22 protein-coding genes are annotated in these 21,011 nt (G+C 47.0%); 17 read left to right on the top strand and 5 right to left on the bottom strand.

Annotated elements, in window-relative coordinates; all coding sequences use genetic code 11:
- The first annotated feature begins 37 nt into the window (after positions 1-37).
- The gene (locus BMZ72_RS01810; protein WP_089804662.1) at positions 38-1,336 is read left to right on the top strand and encodes an acetyl-CoA hydrolase/transferase family protein; all 1,299 of its coding nucleotides are present in this window, start codon (positions 38-40) and stop codon (positions 1,334-1,336) included.
- Positions 1,337-1,339: 3 nt separating this feature from the next.
- Here the strand turns inward: BMZ72_RS01810 and BMZ72_RS01805 are convergent, their stop codons facing one another.
- Positions 1,340-1,738, bottom strand: coding sequence for a winged helix-turn-helix transcriptional regulator (locus BMZ72_RS01805; RefSeq protein WP_089804659.1), 399 nt, complete (start codon positions 1,736-1,738; stop codon positions 1,340-1,342).
- Positions 1,739-1,837: 99 nt separating this feature from the next.
- On the opposite strand from BMZ72_RS01805, the gene BMZ72_RS01800 reads away from it, so the two are divergent.
- From BMZ72_RS01800 to BMZ72_RS01790, 3 genes are all read left to right on the top strand, one after another.
- A complete protein-coding gene (locus tag BMZ72_RS01800) occupies positions 1,838-2,557 on the top strand; it encodes a DsbA family oxidoreductase (RefSeq protein ID WP_255373077.1) in 720 nt (239 codons plus the stop codon).
- 213 nt (positions 2,558-2,770) lie between these two features.
- Positions 2,771-3,829, top strand: coding sequence for a winged helix DNA-binding domain-containing protein (locus BMZ72_RS01795; RefSeq protein WP_089804657.1), 1,059 nt, complete (start codon positions 2,771-2,773; stop codon positions 3,827-3,829).
- A gap of 24 nt (positions 3,830-3,853) precedes the next feature.
- Positions 3,854-5,185, top strand: a complete 1,332-nt coding sequence (locus BMZ72_RS01790) for a S41 family peptidase (RefSeq protein ID WP_089804655.1) — start codon at positions 3,854-3,856, stop codon at positions 5,183-5,185.
- Between the two features lie 76 nt (positions 5,186-5,261).
- Here BMZ72_RS01790 and BMZ72_RS01785 read toward each other — a convergent pair whose 3' ends face one another.
- Entirely contained in the window at positions 5,262-6,263 is a 1,002-nt protein-coding gene (locus BMZ72_RS01785) for a YeiH family protein (RefSeq protein WP_089804653.1), read from the bottom strand.
- A 273-nt stretch (positions 6,264-6,536) separates the two neighbouring features.
- Here BMZ72_RS01785 and BMZ72_RS01780 point away from each other — a divergent pair, with 273 nt between their 5' ends.
- The 4 genes from BMZ72_RS01780 (at position 6,537) to BMZ72_RS01765 (ending at position 10,260) form a co-directional block, all read left to right on the top strand.
- Positions 6,537-7,121 carry a TetR/AcrR family transcriptional regulator gene (locus BMZ72_RS01780; RefSeq protein WP_089804651.1) on the top strand — a complete coding sequence of 195 codons (585 nt, stop codon included), beginning with the start codon at positions 6,537-6,539 and terminating at the stop codon, positions 7,119-7,121.
- A gap of 64 nt (positions 7,122-7,185) precedes the next feature.
- Positions 7,186-7,926, top strand: a complete 741-nt coding sequence (locus BMZ72_RS01775; RefSeq protein WP_089804649.1) for an SDR family oxidoreductase — start codon at positions 7,186-7,188, stop codon at positions 7,924-7,926.
- Positions 7,927-7,994: 68 nt separating this feature from the next.
- Positions 7,995-9,536 carry a DHA2 family efflux MFS transporter permease subunit gene (locus BMZ72_RS01770; protein WP_089804647.1) on the top strand — a complete coding sequence of 514 codons (1,542 nt, stop codon included), beginning with the start codon at positions 7,995-7,997 and terminating at the stop codon, positions 9,534-9,536.
- A gap of 79 nt (positions 9,537-9,615) precedes the next feature.
- Positions 9,616-10,260, top strand: coding sequence for a class I SAM-dependent methyltransferase (locus BMZ72_RS01765; RefSeq protein ID WP_089804645.1), 645 nt, complete (start codon positions 9,616-9,618; stop codon positions 10,258-10,260).
- Positions 10,261-10,500: 240 nt separating this feature from the next.
- On the opposite strand, the gene BMZ72_RS01755 is transcribed toward BMZ72_RS01765, so the two are convergent.
- Positions 10,501-10,707: a hypothetical protein gene (locus BMZ72_RS01755; RefSeq protein ID WP_089804641.1), complete on the bottom strand. Its 207-nt coding sequence runs from the start codon at positions 10,705-10,707 to the stop codon at positions 10,501-10,503.
- A gap of 163 nt (positions 10,708-10,870) precedes the next feature.
- Entirely contained in the window at positions 10,871-11,263 is a 393-nt protein-coding gene (locus BMZ72_RS01750) for a hypothetical protein (protein ID WP_089804639.1), read from the bottom strand.
- Positions 11,264-11,591: 328 nt separating this feature from the next.
- Between BMZ72_RS01750 and BMZ72_RS01745 the strand changes: the two genes are divergently transcribed.
- From BMZ72_RS01745 to BMZ72_RS01715, 7 genes are all read left to right on the top strand, one after another.
- Positions 11,592-12,311, top strand: coding sequence for a pirin family protein (locus BMZ72_RS01745; RefSeq protein ID WP_089804637.1), 720 nt, complete (start codon positions 11,592-11,594; stop codon positions 12,309-12,311).
- 82 nt (positions 12,312-12,393) lie between these two features.
- Positions 12,394-12,969: a nitroreductase family protein gene (locus BMZ72_RS01740; protein WP_089804635.1), complete on the top strand. Its 576-nt coding sequence runs from the start codon at positions 12,394-12,396 to the stop codon at positions 12,967-12,969.
- Between the two features lie 10 nt (positions 12,970-12,979).
- Positions 12,980-13,291 carry a hypothetical protein gene (locus BMZ72_RS01735; RefSeq protein WP_089804633.1) on the top strand — a complete coding sequence of 104 codons (312 nt, stop codon included), beginning with the start codon at positions 12,980-12,982 and terminating at the stop codon, positions 13,289-13,291.
- Positions 13,292-13,314: 23 nt separating this feature from the next.
- Positions 13,315-14,175 (top strand): pirin family protein, encoded by an 861-nt coding sequence (locus tag BMZ72_RS01730; RefSeq protein WP_089804631.1) that lies wholly within the window; start codon positions 13,315-13,317, stop codon positions 14,173-14,175.
- A 17-nt stretch (positions 14,176-14,192) separates the two neighbouring features.
- Positions 14,193-15,125 (top strand): ring-cleaving dioxygenase, encoded by a 933-nt coding sequence (locus BMZ72_RS01725; RefSeq protein ID WP_089804629.1) that lies wholly within the window; start codon positions 14,193-14,195, stop codon positions 15,123-15,125.
- A gap of 10 nt (positions 15,126-15,135) precedes the next feature.
- Complete coding sequence (locus BMZ72_RS01720; RefSeq protein WP_089804628.1) at positions 15,136-15,438, top strand: GNAT family N-acetyltransferase; 303 nt, start codon at positions 15,136-15,138, stop codon at positions 15,436-15,438.
- 18 nt (positions 15,439-15,456) lie between these two features.
- Positions 15,457-16,077 (top strand): alpha/beta hydrolase, encoded by a 621-nt coding sequence (locus tag BMZ72_RS01715; protein ID WP_089804625.1) that lies wholly within the window; start codon positions 15,457-15,459, stop codon positions 16,075-16,077.
- A 199-nt stretch (positions 16,078-16,276) separates the two neighbouring features.
- Here the strand turns inward: BMZ72_RS01715 and BMZ72_RS01710 are convergent, their stop codons facing one another.
- Positions 16,277-16,861, bottom strand: a complete 585-nt coding sequence (locus BMZ72_RS01710; RefSeq protein WP_089804624.1) for a Crp/Fnr family transcriptional regulator — start codon at positions 16,859-16,861, stop codon at positions 16,277-16,279.
- Between the two features lie 117 nt (positions 16,862-16,978).
- Here BMZ72_RS01710 and BMZ72_RS01705 point away from each other — a divergent pair, with 117 nt between their 5' ends.
- Both BMZ72_RS01705 and BMZ72_RS01700 read left to right on the top strand, forming a co-directional pair.
- The gene (locus tag BMZ72_RS01705; protein ID WP_089804622.1) at positions 16,979-19,426 is read left to right on the top strand and encodes an MG2 domain-containing protein; all 2,448 of its coding nucleotides are present in this window, start codon (positions 16,979-16,981) and stop codon (positions 19,424-19,426) included.
- A gap of 412 nt (positions 19,427-19,838) precedes the next feature.
- A complete protein-coding gene (locus BMZ72_RS01700; RefSeq protein ID WP_089804621.1) occupies positions 19,839-21,011 on the top strand; it encodes an MFS transporter in 1,173 nt (390 codons plus the stop codon).

Below are 21,011 nucleotides of genomic sequence, written 5' to 3'. Positions count from 1 at the left end.
GCATAATTTTGGGACATCGTTCTTAAAATATAATACTATGTCTGACATTTCATATATCACCGCGGCGGAAGCCGTTAAGTGCGTTGAGTCTGGTAATCGTGTATTTATTCATGGTAGCGCTGCTACTCCCGTTCACCTGCTCAGGGCTCTCCAGAACAGACACGCCGACCTCAGAGATGTAGAACTCGTCAGCATCACCACACTGGGAGATGTTGACTTCGACAACCCATTATACCGTAAAAGCTTTTTTGTCAATTCATTGTTTGTTTCCGCCGCCAACCGATCCGTTGTAAACAGTGACGACGGTGACTATGTACCCATCTTCCTCAGTCAGATACCGCAGTTGTTCCGGAATAACATCCTGCCGCCGGATGTAGCTATCGTACAGGTATCTCCGCCCGATGCACACGGATATTGTTCCCTTGGTACTTCTGTGGATATTGCCAGAGCTGCGATCGACGTAGCGAAGCACGTGATCGCACAGGTCAATCCCATGATGCCGCGCACACATGGTGAGGCCTTCGTACACTTCTCCAGGTTTCATGCAGCAGTATGGCAGAAAGCCGCCCTCCCGGAAGTAGATTACTCTCGGCAGGCCACAGCTGTCACAGAACAGATAGGCCGTAATATCGCCGAACTGGTAGAAGATGGGGCTACTTTGCAATTAGGAATCGGTAATATTCCTGACCAGGTGCTGAAGAACCTGACGCAACACAAAAACCTGGGTCTGCATACAGAGATGTTGTCAGATGGGGTGATTCCGCTGATTGAAAATGGCGTGATCAATAACAGTCTGAAGAAACTGAACAGAGGCAGATCAGTGACCGCATTTATGGCGGGTACACGAAAATTATACGATTTTGTCAATGATAATCCGGCGCTGAGAGTAATGGATATCAGCTATGTGAATGATACAAGCATTATCCGTCAGAACCCAAAAGTGACGGCTATAAATAGCGCGATCGAAATAGACCTTACCGGCCAGGTATGCGCGGACTCTATCGGTACTTATCAGTATTCCGGTATCGGCGGACAAATGGACTTTATGCGCGGTGCGTCCCTCTCTGAAGACGGCAAACCAATTATCGCCCTTCCGTCCGTCACCAGCAAAGGGATCTCCCGCATCACGCCATTTCTGAAAGAAGGCGCAGGCGTAGTAACGACCCGTGGACATATGCACTGGGTGATCACCGAATACGGCAGAACCAATCTGTTTGGGAAAAGTCTTAAGCAACGTGCAAAGGCACTGATAGAGATCGCTCACCCAGACCACCGGGAGGCGCTGGAGAAAGCTTATTTCGATCGCTTCGTAAAGAAAGTTTCAGTTTTAGGTTGAAGGTTAAAGATGGCTTAGTGCATCCTGTAGGTCTAACTGATTTACGGGATGCATAATCCTTTTACGGTGAGAATGGCCCCATTTAGCCATCTCGTCAATGATGCTTTCCAGCGTTTTACCGTAATCCGTCAGTTCATACTCTACCGTGACCGGTTTGGTGTCATAAACCGTTCTTCTTACCAGTTCATTCATTTCCAGCTCCCGCAACTCCTTGGAGAGCATTTTGGACCCAACACCCTCTACTTCCCTTTGCAGTTCCATAAAGCGGCGTTTTCCAAAACGTAAAGAACCGATTATAGCGATCTTCCATTTCCCGTTGAGCACGTCCATGGTGTCGTGAATGGCACGGAGATGCTCCGTACATGCTTCAGACTTCTCTGATGTCTGTGTTTTCCTGTTCATAATACTTCCCCATAGTTTCCCCGATGAAAGTACTTTCCCTCGGGACACCACTTTCAAAAGTAAAGTATGTTTAGGAACTTTACAAAAGAAAACGATACTATGAGCACAGCGAATAAAATGAAAGTAGAGATCTGGTCAGATATCATGTGTCCCTGGTGCTACATCGGCAAACGCCGGTTTGAAGCTGCTATGGAGCAATTCCCTGACGCCGGATCTGTAGAGATAGAATGGCACAGTTTCCAGCTGGATCCAACCATCGAATCAGGACATGGTGACAACCTGTATACTTACCTGTCCAAAAGAAAGGGGATCCCTTACGAACAGGCAGAACAGATGAATAACCAGGTAACCGGATTAGCCGCTACCCTGGGGCTCACTTACAATATGGAGCAGGCAGTTGTGGCCAATTCCTTTGACGCACACAGACTGATACAGCTGGCTAAAAAACACCAGTTGGGCGACGCTGCTGAAGAAAGATTATTCAAAGCTTATTTCACCGAAGGAAAGGATTTCAGTAATCCGGATACCCTGGTAGCCCTGGGTAAAGAGATCGGCCTGGAAGAAGGCGTATTAAACGAGCTTGTTGGTAGTCAGGTATTTACAGCAGAAGTACGTCATGATATTGACGAAGCGGAAGCACTGGGTATCAGAGGCGTTCCTTTCTTCGTTTTTGACCGTAAATACGGCGTTTCCGGTGCACAGGCGTCTGAAACCTTCCTGGAAGTACTGGGTAAATCAGTGGCTGAGTGGAAAAGTACGCAGCCTTCAGGTCTGGAGATCATAGAAGGACAAACCTGCGGACCAGACGGAGATTGCTAGTATAAAGGCCTTTTCTTCGATGTATCTCCGTATTACACCGCTATTACGCCGGTATTTCTTCGCTCATGAGCGTACAGATAGCGGCGTAATGACGGTGTAATGCCCTTCTAATGGGACATTCCGACCCATATGAGCGAACAATTATTCCTGGCTGCTGACATACTGTTGTCATCTTCGTATCTTTCCTTTGTCCACGGAAACAAATGATATCAGATGACAGCCAAACAACTCCTGCAACAACGACTTACTAATCAACAGCTTGCAACACCCGCTTTTAAAAATGCCCCCGACCTGGTGCACTGGTGCGGCGCTATACAGGCCCAGGACTATGAAATGTCCAAATGGGCAGTCGGCATGCGCCTACCTGCTGTCAGTCACCAGAAAATAGAACAATGTATTGCAGATGGTCAACTGGTACGCACCCATGTACTCCGTCCTACCTGGCATCTTGTACATCCCGGTGATGTACGCTGGATGCTGGAACTGAGCAGTCCCTATATAAAGCAGTCAATGGGCACCTATAATCGTAAACTGGAGCTGGACGATAAAATATACCGGAAAAGCAATAAAGTCTTCGAAAAGGCCCTTAAAGGCGGCAAACAACTCACCCGTACCGAACTGGCGGCCGAACTACAAAAAGCAAAGATCGCCACCGATGACCTGCGTATGAACTTCCTGCTGATACAGGCAGAACAGGATATGATCATCTGTAACGGCGGCAAACGCGATAAACAGATCACATACGCCCTGTTTGAGGAACGCGTCCCTCCTGCTCCGGGCAAAAACCGGCAGGAAGCCCTGGCCACATTAGCCCTTCGTTATTTCAACAGCCATGGCCCCGCCACCCTGAAAGACTTTACCGGCTGGAGCGGACTCCCCGTCACAGCAGCCCGGGAAGGCTTACAACTCGTACAGGATCAGTTGCATACAAGCACCTTTGGTGAACTGACCTGTTATGGTCCTGCACAGGCAACCGAAGACAGATCCACCGGCAATGATGTACTACTCATCCCTAACTATGATGAATATCTTGTTGCCTATAAAGACAGGGAAGTGATACATAGCGCAGATAGTGCCTCCATGCTGAATCGGGATGGCAATCCCCTCTTCAGCAACATCATCCTTGTTAAAGGACAGATCGCGGGTACCTGGAAGCGGACTTTCAAAAAGAAGGATATCATCATCGACCTCTATCCCATCGAACCATTCAACAAAAGCACGCAAGCCAGACTGGACAAGGAAATAGCCCGTTTCAAACAGTTCTACAGCTAACGATAAATATGTTACCTTGGGTATATGTTCACCCGTATTACAACCCTGCTGACAGTCATCATCCTGTACTGTTGCTCTTTTCAGGTAGCCGCGCAACGTGCGGATTCGCTGAAAGCAGACCTCCGGTTACTACAAACCAAACTGACCACTACACATCCGGATATGTATGCCTACATCTCTGACAACAAATGGGCAGATCTATTCGACAGCTGTTACCAGCAGATCAATGATGACACCGACGAACGGCAATTCTATGGTATCGTAAAGTTACTACTGAGTGCTGTAGGAGACGGTCATCTGTCCACCGGTGCAGCGCCACCATTTGCACAGTTCATTCATACGGAGAATAGCTATCTGCCGCTGCTGACATACATTTCAGAAGATAGTATTTTCATCACCGGCAGTATCGACAATATCATTCCGACAGGCAGCCGGTTGATCAGCGTCAACTCGCACCCGGCGAATGTCATGCTGGAAAAAATGCGGGGATACCTCATGTCGGACGGTTATAACAATACGAAGAAAAACCTTGTCCTGAATCAGATCTTTTACTTTTACTATTACCTCGCCTATGGCTATTCCGGCGGCTTTACAGTAACGTACGCAGAGGGCTCCGGTCAGATAAAAACCGTCTCTCTGACAGCGGTTAAAGAAGCAACGATCAATAGATTAAAAACACCGGCAACTGCTTCTCCTCTATTATCTTTTTCTATAACTGAGGATAAAACCGGCATCCTCATTATCAGAACCTTCGGTTACACCGACCTGCAGGAGGCTAAACTGGATTATCCTGCTTTCCTTGAACAATCGTTCCGGCAGTTGAAAAAAGCAGGGATCAAAAAACTGATCATTGACCTGCGGGATAACGGTGGCGGACGCGATGCCTATGGTGTAATATTATACAGCTATCTTTCCAAACAGCCGTTCCGCTATTACCTGTATCAGGAAAAAGATAAAAAGAAACTATCCGGCAGACCAGGACTGGGATTACAACAACCCGCAGCCCTACACTATGATGGTCCTGTTGCAATACTTATCGGTGGACAGACATTTTCCGCTGCCGCAGAATTTTGTTCCGTTGCGTATAGCCATGACAGGGCTATTTTTTTCGGTGAAGAAACCGGTGGCACTTATGAAGGCAATCACTCCGGACAACTAATAGAAACAGTACTGCCATTCAGTAAAGTCAGCATATGGATTTCCACCATCAGATATGTAATGGATGTTCGTCCACCGAAATATCCCGGCCACGGTATCATTCCTCATCAACCGGTACCGGTAGGCATTGACGCATATATCCGGCAGGAAGATAAAGTGATGGAAGCAGCACTGCAATGGACACCTGTACGGCAATAGTACAACGCTATCCTATCAACATAAAAAAACGCTTACACAGTTTCCCGTGTAAGCGTCTTTATTATAATAAAACGACTTAAGACGCGAGTGTCATCACCGCCCACAAAGCTGCGCCAGAGATCAATACCCAAAGGAATACACCCTGTATCAGCGGTTTCACACCAACACCTTTCAGTACATCACGGGAGAGCCCCGCACCTATCAGAAATAAAGTGATCGTAAGACCGGTTTTTGCTACACGAACGATCACCTCACTTGCGGCCTCCATCGGGAAGTAAGTATGTGCCAGCATTGCCAGTATGAACAGCCCAATGAAATAAGGAATTTTCATTTTCTGTTTACCCGTTTTAAAACAGACAGCTGTCAGCAGGGTCACCGGAATAATCCAGAGTGCACGGGCCAGTTTAACGGTTGTAGCGACTTCCAGTGCCTGCGGACCATACCTGCCGGCTGCACCTACCACAGAACTGGTATCATGAATGGCGATAGCACTCCATAACCCAAACTGGTTCTGTGAAAGATGTAAAAGATGACCGACAAAGGGAAACAGGAACAAAGCAGCAGAGTTCAGGATAAATACGGTTCCCAAAGCAACAGAGAGTTGTTTTTCTTCGGCCTTGATCACCGGAGAAACAGCTGCGATCGCACTACCACCACAAATAGCAGTGCCGCAGGAGATCAGATGAGAAGTTTTACTATCTATTTTCAAGAATTTCCCAACTACATACCCGATCAGTAAAGTACCGGTAATAGAAGCAATGGTAAATATAAACCCATCACTACCTGCCTTCAGCGCACTGTGTACATTCATCCCAAAACCCAGTCCTACCACGGAGATCTGCAACAGTACATGCGTTGCTTTATGATTCAGGTGCAGGAACGGATGACCGATAAACTGAGCAATGATCAGTCCACCCATTAAGGCGATCGGAGCAGAGATCCAGGGCGTCATACATAAAGCCAGTGCCAGTACAAAGATCACTTCACGCGTCGTAATACTTCTGTCCAGGAAATGCTTCCTGCCGGTATGGTTGATCCCTTCCTGTCTGACGCCTTCATTGTGCACGATTGTATTCATATTGCTAGTCTTTTATTTTGCTTTGATGATACAAATGTCAGCTCTTCCGGGATGTAAAGGAAATCATCATTAGTGATTACGGATAACATTAAGTTATAGATAAACAATCAAACAAGTTATAATGGAGTGTATCGCTTCACTTCCCGGCTCAAACCAGAATAACACTTTTAATTAATTATCAACTACTTACACTCAGGCACATCAAACAGGAATAATTTTATTTGGTAGATAATACCAACTGGTATAATTTTGTATTGTCTTAATCAAAACACTATGAGCAAGGCTGAAAAAACAAGACAGTTTATTGTAGAGAAGACCGCTCCTATTTTCAATACGAAAGGATTTGCCGGCACTTCCTTATCTGATATGACAGAGGCTACCGGTCTGACAAAAGGCAGCATCTATGGCAACTTCGCTAATAAGGATGAAGTAGCACTGGCTTCATTTGACTACAATCTCCTCAAACTCAGATCTTATCTCAACGCAGAAGAAGAGAAAGCAACAACGATCAAAGACAAACTGAAAGTACGTACCAGGATCTTTGCAGATGAGCGTCCTGTTGCTTATCCAACAGGAGGTTGTCCGCTTTTAAATACCGCTACAGAAGCAGATGATACACATCCGGCACTGAAAGCAAGAGTGGCTGACGCACTGGAAGCCATTAAGGACAGAGCCATCAGATTGATCGAAGCAGGTAAACAGAATGGAGAAATCGCCGCAGATACAGACGCAGAGCAGGCAGCACTGACACTGATGGCCATGGTACAGGGAGCGATCATGATCGCCAGGACTACCGCAAAACGTAGTTATGGTAAAAGTATCATGGAGGCAACGCAACGATACATAGACTCACTCTAAATATTTTTTTACATATAAATATACCAATCGGTATAATCCATATAACACATCAAACAGAAACAAAATGAAAACAGTAAATAATACCGTATTAATCACTGGCGGTGGCGCCGGTATCGGTTTTGAAACAGCTAAACTATTATCAGAAAATGGTAACCAGGTGATCATCACCGGTAGAAATGCAGATACACTCAACAAAGCAGTGGCGCAGTTGAAAAACGTGACAGCGATCGTTTCAGATGTATCTAAAGAAGAAGATGTTCTGGCATTGGTAGAAACACTTAAAAAGGATTTCCCGGCACTCAATATCGTGATCAATAACGCAGCTGCCGCACAGGTATACAAACTGGAAGCAGGCGCAGATGCTTTTAGCAAAGCGGCAAATGAAATGCATACCAACTATCTGTCTGTTATCAGACTGAATGAATTACTGCTGCCATTGTTATCTCAACAGACAGAAGCGGCTATCGTAAATGTCTCTTCTATCGTAGCGATCACGCCAGGTCACAGATTACCAGGATATGCCGCCAGTAAAGCTGCTCTCCACTCCTATACACAGACACTCCGTTTTACCCTGTCCGATACTAATATCAAGGTATTCGAACTGATGCCGCCATTGGTGAATACAGAATTCTCCAAAGAGATCGGTGGTGAAAATGGTATGCCGGCAGCTGGTGTAGCCAGCGCATTGATCGATGCATTCGCTACCGACAATTATGAAATACACGTAGGTAATACTGCCGACTTCTATAAACTCTTCCTTTCTTCTCCAGCTGACGCATACGCTGCACTGAATCAAAGGAATTAATCTTTCCCTTTTTCAGGACTGTAATTATACCGAATGGTATAATTACAGTCCTTTCATAATCACTACACATGAAAAGGATCCTCCTGCTGATCACCGTTATTGCAGCTGCGGTAATGGAGCTGATCGATACCTCTATTGTCAACGTGGCGCTGTCACATATGAGTGGTAATCTTGGCGCCACCCTTGAGGATACTTCCTGGGTGATCACGGCCTATGCGATTGCCAACGTGATCATCATTCCGATCACCAGTTTTCTTGTCAACAAACTGGGCCGACGCAATTACTACATCGGTTCCATTATAGCCTTTACGTTCTTTTCATTTATGTGCGGACAGGCCAGCAACATCTGGCTCCTGGTTACGTTCCGTTTCCTACAGGGTATAGGAGGTGGTGCATTGCTCTCCGTATCTCAGGTGATCGTATTTGAATTGTTTCCAAAAGAGAAACAGAATATCGCCAGTGCCTTATTTGGTGTGGGTGTTTTCGTAGGCCCTACGATCGGACCTACACTAGGTGGTTATATCACCGAGTTTTACGACTGGCCATGGATCTTCTATATCAATATTCCCATCGGTATCGTAGCTGCCAGTATCTGTTATGCATTGCTGAAAGAACCGGAAGTCCGGGTAAAAAGCACCAGTGTCGACTGGGCCGGTATTATTCTGCTGGCGATAGGTATTGGTTCGCTGCAAACAGTGCTGGAACGCGGAGAAACAGACGACTGGTTTGAAGCAGGTTACATCATTTTCCTGAGTGTAACTGCGTTCTTTGGCCTCCTGTTATTCGTATGGTGGGAACTGACCACACCTAATCCCGTCGTCAATCTGCGGGTACTCAAAAGCAGGAATCTTAGTCTGGCGGCCGTCATGACATTTGTATCAGGCGTAGGGCTGTTCAGTTCCGTGTTTCTCACACCGGTGTTTGCGCAGCGATTACTCAATTTCACACCGACACAGACAGGCCTGTTGCTACTACCTGGGGCTATTCTTGCTATCGGAGGCCTGATCATTTCTGCCCGGCTGTTACAACGTGGGATCTCTCCGATTGTGATGATCACACTGGGTATGTCTATGTTTATTCTTTTCAGCTGGCAAATGTCAGGATATAACCTGGATGTGAGTGCGGGCGGACTTACGAATACACTGATATTGAGAGGTGTCGGACTGGCCATGATCACTGTGCCTTTATCGGTACTGGCGGTGTCTTCACTGGCGCCGGCTGACTTTGCACAGGGAGCGGCGCTCAATAATATGATGCGTCAGCTGGGAGGTTCGTTCGGATTAGCCATGGTCAATACCTATCTGGCTAACCGTAATGCCGTGCACAGATCAGATCTGGTATCCAATATCACACCTGATAATCCGGCTGCTGTAAAACGTCTGGCCGACTATACGCAGTTTTTTATATCCAAAGGCACGGGGGCTGTAGAGGCACATACAAAAGCCCTCCGGCTGATAGATGCCAATATCGTCAAACAAACATCTTTGCTCAGCTTCAACGATGCCTATCTGTTGGTAGGTATCGTATTCCTTGTTGCGCTGCCGCTATTACTACTGGCAACGCCTAAGAAGAAAGGACAGCAGGTAAAAGTAGTGCTGGCTGACCACTAATGTAACTTGTCTTGTTTTGTGTATATGGGGTTGGGGTTGCTTTTGGCACCCTGACCCTTTTCTGTTAATTTACAGGCGCATGAAGAATAACTATGACAATATTGCCCGGTATTATGATTTTCTAAGCAGTGTAGTATTCGGCAGTGCGCAAAAGGATGCGCAGACGGCATTGTTGTCATATATTCCACCTGGCAGCACGATCCTCATTGCCGGTGGTGGCACGGGATGGATCCTGGAAAGGATCGCAGCAAAGTGTCGGCATGGTCTGCGTATATACTATGTAGAGATTTCTGCGAATATGATCGCCAGGGCAAAAGAGCAGGCCTATCAACCCAATGAAGTGCAGTTCGTCCATAGCGCCATAGAGGATTTTAATCTTTCTCAGACGGATACTGCCGGCTTTGATATCATCATCACGCCTTTTCTCTTTGATAATTTTAAAGCAGCAAGAATACCACAGGTATTCCGGCATCTCGATACCCTGTTATTGCCTGGTGGCAGATGGTTGTTCACGGATTTCCATTATCAGCAAGCGGCGCCCTACTGGCAACAATTGCTGTTAAAGTCAATGTATCTTTTCTTCAGGATATTATGTGCGGTAGAGGCCAGTGCACTGGCGAATGTAAAGCCGCTGTTTACATCCGCAGGATATGCCATGGAAAAGGAGGTCTATTATTTTAAGCAATTTATCTGGTCGGCTGTTTACCAAAAGCGACAGCAGTAGCCATAAAATAAGAGAGATAGGCATAATGCCTATCTCTCTTTTCAATATCCCGACTCATGTCCAGTCACGTCTGTTTCCCTTCGGGATTGCCTGTGATCATGGTGACCAAGGCTGTTTTCCTGTTTGAAGCTTATCTGGCTTTACACATGGCATTCACACGTTGCATCCTCTCAGCACATTTGCCAAATAAAGCGATATATATAGAGGAAAACCGTTTCAGCGGCTTACCGTACTATACTATTAACGGGAATTCTTAAGGCTCTCAGGCGCTTCTTTTAATTCCGGCCTTTCCTTATGTGCTTCAGGTGTTACATCCTTTGCCCCTTTATTATGCCTTTCCCTTTCGGTTTGTTCTATTGCTGCTTCGGACTGTTCAGCTTTGCCGGTAAGGTCTTCTTTCCGCATCTGCGTTTTATCTGTGTCCTTGTCATGATTTTGCTGTCCCATGATATTCCGTTTTAAAGGTGAAAGAATACTTTATCAGGAACAAAGAACACGCCATGTATGCCATCCTGGGAAAGTAAAGCGTGGTCAGCCGGTATATTTGTATACATGCTGAAACACCACTGTGGAATTTGTTGCTGCCTGAGGGGATCTCAGGCAGATAAGCCTACGCTTCTATTTCTGTCTCTGCTGTTTCTGCGGTAACACTTTCCCTGCCGAGTTCATTCTGTTCGGCGAGGGTCAGATCGTCCGTTTTTGTTGTTTGCAGCCAACCGCTTTTATTACGGCGGAATACCTGGATCGCAAGTCCCATATCATGGTAGAAATCTCTTTCCACCGCCTCAACGGTACGATGCTCACCGATATCTACCCAGCCAAAGCTATGCACCAGCCGGATATCTTCAATAGGCGTATCGGCAGCTACTTTCTGGCTGTTGCCGCTCCCCATTTCTGTTGCATGCGGACAGAGGTAGCACTCGAGTTTCAGATAGGGATATATCTCGCGAAACTTATTCTGGATATTGAGAAGAATGTCTTCTTCGCTGATGTAGATTTCCATCGTGTTGTGTTTTAGCAAGTTAAATGTATATCCAGTCGGCCAGGCCTGTTCCTTCCCTGAGTTAAACAAATGAAATGTTGATTGGTTCCTGAAATCCTGTCGAATTAACTTATTCTTATGACCGCCTGTATCATAAAATTAGAACATATACCTCCACAGGCCTATGATGACCATCATCCGTAAATGTATTTGTAATCAGCCCTTTATACCCCGGCAGCTATCCCCTGTCCCCCTCTGATCGACCCTCCGGGCGATTTCTTAAGCTACATTAATGGATTGCTGAGAGATACCGGCGTATATTTGTTGCAACATATAAAAACACCCAATCATGGCAAATACGATATTACATAAGGCAGACACCCGCGGACATGCAGACCACGGTTGGTTAGACAGCCACCATACCTTCAGTTTTGCTAACTACTACAACCCTGAGCGGATGCAGTTTGGCGCACTGAGAGTATTGAATGATGACGTGGTAGCCGGAGGACGGGGTTTTGATTCCCATCCTCATGATAATATGGAAATTATCAGCATTCCGCTGGAAGGCGCGCTGGAACATAAAGACAATCTGGGCAATACCGTAGTCACTGAAGCCGGAGAGATCCAGGTAATGAGCACCGGCACAGGTGTATTTCACAGTGAATACAATGCCTATCCTGATAAAACAGCCCGTTTCCTGCAGATCTGGCTGTTTCCCAATCAACTGAACGTAACACCCCGCTATGATCAGGCGAAGATCAATATTGCCGACAGGAAGAATACCCTGCAACAGCTGATCTCTCCTGACAAAAACGGAGAAGGTACCTGGCTCTATCAGGATGCCTGGTTCCACATGGGTCGCTTTGATAAAGGCTTCTCTACGGCGTATACTGCAAAAAAACAGGGTAATGGTGTCTATTTTTTCGTGATCAGCGGGTCTTTTACTGTCAACGGACAGGAACTGAACGCCAGAGACGGATACGGTATCACTGATCCCGGACAGTTAAATATCACCGCACTGACAGAAAATGCAGAACTGCTTGTGATAGATATACCTTTATTCAGTTGAAATCGACAACTCATTGCCTGAAAAGCCTGAGTTGATACATATACCTTTGCTTAACGTAAACATTAAATATAAACTTAAGAACATGTCTATTAAGATTGCCAATACACAACACGATGTAATTGATCTGATTAAGAACAGATGGAGCCCACGTTCCTTTTCTCCAAAAGATTTAACTACGGCAACACTTGAGACCATCCTCGAAGCCGGTTCATGGGCGCCGAGTGCGAACAATACCCAGCCATGGAGGTTTATATATGCTTTACGTGGTACTGCTGGTTTTGACAAGTTGCTGGCTACATTGGCGCCGGGTAATCAACCCTGGGCGAAAAATGCAGCCGCACTGGTAGCAGCCGTCGGTATCCGTGAAACGCCTGACACCCAGCAGAAGAATCATTACTTCATGCACGACGTCGGTATGGCAACCTCCTTCATGCTGTTACAGGCACTGAACATGGAAGTATATGCCCACGTAATGGCAGGATTCAATAAACAGCAGTTTGCTGAAACAGCCGGTCTGGCAGCGAATGAAGAAGCGGTATCAATCCTGGCGATGGGTTATATCGATAGTGCGGAGAAACTGGAAGAACCTTACAAAACAAGGGAACTGACCGCCAGAAGCCGTAATCCGATTGCAACGATCGCTGCTCACCTCGACTAAATCAACTGATATGGATACGCAACAACTGCACATCCTTGCGATAGGAAGAAACGCTGAGATCATGACAGTGATGCAACGCCTGCTCAATACGCCGGAGAACTGGAAAGGCCTGGCTGTGACAACAGACGAAGCGGCGCTCGCGGCATTCGATAAAGAAGCCTTTGATATCGTTCTGTTGTGCGCAGGTGTTACTCCTGACGAAGAGGTGGCACTGACCAGCCACTTCAGACAACACTCACCCGGTATCATTGTGAAGAGACACTTTGGCGGCGGCAGCGGTTTACTAAAGAACGAAATATTATACGCCCTGGAGCACAGATAACACTCCGGCATAAAACATCTGCTATGAAAAAGAATATTGCACACATCCTTGCAGGAAGAGCAAAGAACATCACCCCTACACAGACGGTATTACAGCCATTACCTCATCAGGATTTCCGTTTTGCCAACCCGTTTATCGTGTTGCATCACGGCGGACCAGACATCATTCCCCCGGGATCTGATGAAAGGATCCACCCTCATCCCCACCGTGGTTTTGCACCAGTAACCTTCCAGTTACAGGGTCAGGCACACCACAAGGATACAACAGGTAATGACCAGCTACTGAATGCCGGTGATGCGCAATGGATGTTTGCAGGTAAGGCCATCCTGCATAGTGAAGGCCCTTCAGAGCAGATGCATAAAGAAGGCGGCAACATCGAAATATTGCAGTTATGGGTCAATGTACCCGCTGCTCATAAATGGGATGATCCCCGTTACCAGTTCGTACGGAAAGAAGACATGCCCAGGATCTTTGAACAGGACGGTGTCAACCTCAGGCTTGTAAGCGGAACATTCGATGGCAAAACAGGGCCGGTGAATATCTCCTTTACGCCTGTTATTTCAGCAGTAGGTGAAATCGCCGGTGGGAAAGAAATAGAGTTCAATGTCACAGAGAACTACTGGACCCTGCTCTACGTTGCACATGGACGTGTGACCATCGACGATATCACTCCTGTTGCGGAACATCATCTGATCGTATTCAACAGAGAAGGCAGCACATTCTCCGTAGCTGCCAATGAGGACAGTCAGATCCTGTTCCTCTCTGCGGAAGTCATTGACGAACCAGTGGCTGCTAAAGACAATTTCGTGATGAACACGAAAGAAGAAGTAGACCAGGCAATAGAAGATTATAAGAACGGACGCTTTGGCACATTGGAGTATTAACTTTTAAAACATTTTTTATGGAAGATAGAATATTAGGCCTGCACCACATTACAGCAATTGCTGATAATGCGAAAAGAAACCTTCAGTTTTACACAGACACATTAGGAGTTCGTTTTGTAAAGAAGACCGTTAACTTCGACGATCCCGGTACATATCACTTCTATTTCGGTGACGAACACGGCACGCCTGGTACCATCCTCACATTCTTCCCATGGGAAGGCATCGGCCGCGGTAACACCGGTACCGGTATGGCTACAGAGATCGGTTATTCCGTTCCTGCCGGCAGCCTGGATTTCTGGGCAGACCGCTTTGCTGCTAAGAATGTGGTACATGGTCCGGTAGCAGAAAGATTTGGTGAACTGTATCTCCCCTTTGAAGATCCGGATGGTCTGAAATTAAACCTTATTGTTCCTAAAAATGCGGACAACCGTACCGGTTGGGAAACAGCGGACATCAAAGCGGCGCATGCCACCAAAGGCTTCCACAGCGTAGTACTGAACCTCAGAAGTATCGGTCCTACCGCTAACATCCTGACAGATGTACTGGGTTATAAATTCCTGGAACAGGAAGGTAACCGTCACCGTTTCATTACGGATGCCGTACAGGAAGCTGCCATCGTAGACCTCATCGAATCTCCGAAAGAATCTGCCGGTAAAGGCGGTGGCGGTACAAACCACCACATTGCTTTCCGTGTGGAAAATGACGAGGTCCTGATGCAGTTCCGGGATAAAGTCCTGAAAAAAGGACTCAATATCACCCAGAAGATCAACCGTGATTACTTCTACTCCCTGTACTTCAGAGAACCAGGCGGCGTACTGTTTGAACTGGCAACCAATAACCCCGGTTTTACCGTGGACGAACCGCTGGATCAACTGGGTCAGCACCTCAAACTGCCGGTACAGTATGAATCTATCCGCGCAGACATCGAAAAAGTATTACCAGCTCTTTAATCTGAATAAAATGGATGAAGTAGTAATCAGGCTCAATGCCAAAAAACACGGCGCCTTCTATCTGATGCATGAAGGCGAACAGGCGGGTGAAATGGTGATCGGTATAGACGGCGATGTACTCACAGCCTATCATACAGAGATCATGCCTCAGGTCGAAGGTAAAGGCCTGGCCAGGATCCTGATGAATGGAATGGTGGCCTACGCCCGTGAACACAATCTGAAAGTCAAGCCGTTGTGTGCCTACGTACACGCACAGTTCAAAAAACATCCCGAAGAGTTTGCGGACATCTGGCTGAAACAGGAAGGAGAATAATCCAGACAAATTGAACTTATGCATACCAAGAACATAATAACAGCAGGGAAAAAGACGACAGAAGCAAAGAAAGCGCTGATCATGATACATGGTCGTGGTGGTAGTGCGGAAGACATCCTCACACTGGCCAACTACCTGAACGTAAAGGACTATGCGCTGTTAGCCCCACAGGCTACCGGTCACACATGGTACCCGTACTCGTTCCTCATGCCGCCGGCTCAGAATGAACCATGGCTGTCTTCCGCACTGAGTGTGCTGAAAGAAGTTGTGGACGATGTAGTGGCAGACGGTATCGCAGCAGAAAATATCTATTTCCTCGGATTCTCCCAGGGCGCCTGTCTGACCCTGGAATTCATCACCCGCAATGCGGCTAAATATGGTGGCACAGTAGCTTTTACCGGTGGACTGATCGGAGATCAGCTCTATCCGGAGAACTACAGCGGCAACTTCGGCGGAAGTCCGGTATTCATTGGTACCAGCAACCCCGATCCGCATGTACCGGTAGATCGTGTAAAAGCCTCAGAGAAAGTGCTGAAAGATATGGGAGCTGATATTACCGTCAATATTTACAACAATATGGGACATACGATCAGCCAGGAAGAGATAGACTGGGCGAATAAGCTGGTCTTTAAAAATTAGGAGTTACGAATTAGGAATTAGGAATTCAAATGCAGCGGAGATCGTTGTGTATGTGAGGCAAGTTGAGTGTAATGTAATGTGCTGTTGAATCAACGTTTCTTCTCTGCACCCTTTCTGTTATTATAATTTTCGTCTATTTCAATCTGATCAAAATAATCTGGCAGTCTGACTTTTTCAATCAATTCCTAATTCGTAATTCCTAATTGCCCTTCCGGTACATCGTACTCCTCACCTTACTCAAAAACTCCGGCGATACCCCTATATACCGCGCAATATGATGCTGCGGAATACGTTGTACAATAGCAGGGTATCTTTCCATAAAGGCAAGATACCGTTCTTCGGCCGTCTGGGAGATAGAGGCATAGATACGCTGCTGCATAACGCTGGCTGTACGTTGTAACAACACCCTGAACAGTCTTTCAAACTTAGGGACCTTTAAAAACAGCAGGTTTTTATTCTCGAAACTGATGGTCAGCAGTTCACAGTCCTCCAGCGTCTCGATATTCTGTCTTGAGGGCTGTTGCTCAGAGAAACTGGCCAGGTCAGCTACCCACCAGTCTTCTATGGCGAAGGCCAGATTGGTTTCGGCGCCCTGCTTGTCTACATAAAAGGTACGTACACACCCTTTCAGGATATATGCCTCATAATCACAGACTTCCCCTTCTCTGAGGAGAAAGCTTTTCTTTTTCACTTTCCTGTGTTCCAGGAGAGAATGGAAGATCTCCAGCTCTTCCGGCGTGAGCTGAATAAACCTGGCAACGAATTGGTCAATTGGGCCGAACATAGTAAATTGATGGGCGGTTTTCTTAAATTTTACTTAAATGCTTACTTTCATCCGCAATAATAAGCAAAGCGCTTAGTTTTTGACCGTAAATTCGATAGTTATTAATAAATCGCCCGCATGGAATTTTCATCATTAAGAAAGTACACCCGACTGAAATGGATCATCCCTATCTGTTCGGCAGGCGTGCTTACAGCATTCTCCCTGTTGCCGGCTGACGACTGGCAGGATAAGGTTACAAATGCCCTGGCACTGTTTGGAAAGCGTTACCCACAGGAAAAAGTATACCTGCATTTTGACAAAGACATCTATGCTTCCGGCGAAACGATGTGGTTTAAGGCATACATCATGCTCCAGAACCAGCCGTCCCTGACCGCCTCCATCCTCTATGTGGAGCTGCTGGATAAGGATGGGAATGTTGTTACCAAAAAAAGGCTGCCGGCTCAGGGTGCTGCCGCAGCTGGTGACTTTGAGTTGCCCGAAACCCTGAAATCCGGTCAATACCAGATCAGGGCATATACTGCCTGGATGCTGAACTATGACCAGTCCTTCCTTTTCTACAAGAATATCGAGATACTGGATCCTTCCAAAAAGGTGCCGCTGCCGGCAAAGGATACTGCCAAAGCTGACTTTGCAGTACAGTTCTTCCCTGAAGGGGGTAACATGCTGGCAAACAATGCCGGTCTGGTAGCCTTTAAAGCCATCGATCAGAATGGCTTCCCGGTAGCCATTGCCGGTACGGTACAGAACAGTAAGAAAGAAACAGTCGCAGAGATCAAAACCATACATGATGGTATGGGTACTTTCGACCTGACTCCTGCCGCCGGTGAACAATACCGTGCAGTCGTAAAAGTAGGCACCGGTCTGCAGAAAACATTCGACCTACCGATAGCCAGCAGCGAGGGCGTAGCCCTGAAGCTGTACAACAGAGGCAACCGTATTTTCTACCAGGCTACCCTGGCAAACCCGGATGATACCGCCTATCGCAGGATGATGGTGATCGGCCAGGTACAGAACCAGCTGGTGTATAAAGCGCTCCTCGATGTAGGGGAAGGCCGTATCAGCGGTTTCATTCCTACACAGGGATTGCCTACAGGTATCGTCCACGTGACCCTGTTCAGCGATAAGGGCCTGCCGGTTTCCGAGCGACTGGCCTTTGTGCGGAAAGCAGACCAGATCGACCTTAGCTTCATGAATGCAGAGATCTCTACTGCACCAAGGGGTAAGAGCTCCATCGAACTGTTTGCACCAGACAGTATGCAGAGCACTATGTCCATTTCTATCACAGATGCCGATCAGGTAGTGAAAGATCCGGATGAACATAATATCCTGTCTACCTTCCTGATGACCTCCGATCTGAAAGGATATGTCTATAATCCGGCCTGGTACTTCAGAGATACCGCTAAAGCAACTGTTGACGCTATCGATCTGGTCATGCTGACCAACGGCTGGAGCAGATTCAGCTGGAAAAAGATCCTCAATAACGAGATGCCACAGCTGAAATTCCCATATGAACAGGGTATGTCCATTAAGGGTACTGCGGTAACCAATACCGGCCGTTATCCGGCTGCAGGTGGTAAAGTAGACTTTATCTTTAAAAACCCACTGGACAGCAGCACCTCCTTCTCCTCTGCCGAGGTAAATGATAAAGGCGAGTTTGAAATTCCTAATATCCAGTTCATGGATACCGTCCTGGTATTTTTCCAGGGGAATGACAAACAGCGCAAAAAAGATGTACAGGTTACTTTTGACAAACACTTCTTTGATATCAATCAGCCGGTAAGTACGCCTTATCCTGCCCGTGTACCACTGGGACTGGATAACGCAGCAATGAGCCGTTTCCTGATCACCGCCAACGAAAGCAATAAGGTCAACCGGTCTATCACCAATAAAACTGTTTACCTGAAAGAGGTGAATATCCGTGATAAAAAGATCACACCACAGCAGACGATCGAGCAGCGTTATACCTCCGGTATGTTCTCTTCCGGTGATGGTTATACCTTCGACCTGACCAAGGAAACACCTTTCCAGCTGAATATATTCCAGTACCTGCAATCCAGAGTAGCTGGTCTGAATATCACCGGTGATCTTAACAACCCAACCATGTCATGGCGTGGTGCGAAGCCATCATTGTACCTGAACGAAATGCCTTCAGACGTAAGTATGCTGGCCAGCGTGAACGTTAATGATATTGCTTTGGTAAAGGTATTCCGTCCGCCATTTATGGGTGGTTTCGGTGGTGGCGCCGGTGGTGCGATTGCTGTATACACCAAGAAGGGTGGCGACAACCAGGGCGATCAGACCATCCGTGGTTTCGAGCGTATGAAGAAAGCGGGTTACAGTCTGGTGAAAGAGTTTTACTCACCTGACTACGCCGTGAAGAAAGAAGTACATGAACTGCCTGATAAACGTCTGACCCTGTACTGGAACCCTTACATTTCTGTGGATTCTATTACTTATGCCAGGACGATCCAGTTCTATAACAATGACTTCTCCAAACGTTTCCGTATCGTAGTAGAAGGTATTACTGCGGATGGACGCGTGGGCCGTGTGGAACAGGTGTATTAGACAATTAAGAATTGGCATGTAAATGCTTGTTTACTATCTAATTTCCTTAAATGAATAGGTGTAAAGGCGCTTCAGGAATGAGGCGCCTTTTTACATTTATTACAATACCAGTTCAGCTAAGCAGACCTGGTCCAACCCTCCCACTCACTTCTTTCCAAACCGGAAAAACTTTCCCTTATACACCCGTTCCCTGTCGTACCTCAATTCCCTATATCCCTGCTCAACTAAATACCCTCCACCTTTTGCTCCCCAAGCTGCCATATCATGCTTCTAACTGCTATTTCAATCCCACTTAGTCTCATTGCGAAACTTCACCTCCTTCCAATCCTCCATTACACCGATATCCCCTCTGCTATTCGCACCTCTCTTCCCTGCATTCCAATTCCTGATCCCTAATTATTAATTTTGCTCCATGACAACCACTCCCAGGTCCGCCCGGCTCGCGACCGCTGCTTTCTTCTTTATCTCCGGCTTCAGTTTTTCCAGCTGGGCCTCCAGGATACCTGATATTCAACGCCAATTATCCTTAAACAAGGCCCAGTTGGGCTTTTACCTCTTCGCGCTGCCGATCGGACTGGTCATGACCCTGCCTGTCACAGGTTACCTTTTACAGCGGCACAGCAGCCGGAATATTATGATGATCGGGGTATTGGTCTTCAACCTGATGCTGGCGATGATCGGAGTTGTGAATGAGCCCTGGCAGCTGGGCCTGGTACTTTTCTGCTTTGGTTCCTCCCGGAATCTGATGAATATTTCCGTAAATGCACAATCTGTTGCCGTTCAGGCATTGTATAATCGGTCAATAATCACTACTTTTCATGGAGTATGGAGTCTGGCAGGTTTTGCTGCCGCAGCGGTAGGTGCTGTGATGGTGGATGTAAAGATCACTCCGGCATGGCATTTCCTGGTGGTGGCGGTATTGATGACCATCATGGGTTTTATCGCATTCCCGGATAGTCCGCATGAGCCGCCGAAGAAACAGGCCGATACCAAACGTTTTATCTGGCCCGACAAACACCTGATGAAGTACGGGCTGATATCATTTGCCGTCATGGCATGTGAGGGGACAATGTACGACTGGAGCAATATCTTCTTCCAGGAAGCCGTACATCCGCCGCAGAAACTGATCGCCGCGGGTTATGTCATTTACATGATTGCCATGAGTACCGGACGTTTTACCGGAGACAGGCTTGTCAACCGCCTGGGTATACCAACCATGATCAGGTACAGCGGCATACTGGTCCTCTGCGGATTCCTGGTATCAGCTGTATTGCCGCATACGATCTCCGCCAGTATCGGTTTTATGATGATCGGTTTCGGTGTTTCCTGTGTGGTGCCGCTGGTACTGCGCATGGCCACCATGAACACGCAGCTGAGCAGTGGTTCAGCCATTGCAGCTGTTTCCACCGTAGGGTATATGGGATTCCTGGTGGTACCGCCTGTAGTCGGTTTTCTGGCAGAAGGCTTAGGTATCAGATGGGCATTCGCTGTAATGGCCCTCTTTGGTGTACTGATCACCGCCCTGATATTACAGATCAAAGAAGCAACACAAAAAACTACATTAACAGATAATCTAAAATCGTAA

The organism is Chitinophaga sp. YR627 (assembly GCF_900114995.1).
Classification (GTDB): Bacteria; Bacteroidota; Bacteroidia; order Chitinophagales; family Chitinophagaceae; genus Chitinophaga.
Note: the sequence above shows the minus strand (reverse complement) of the source record. Positions and strands in the feature narration are given on the sequence as shown.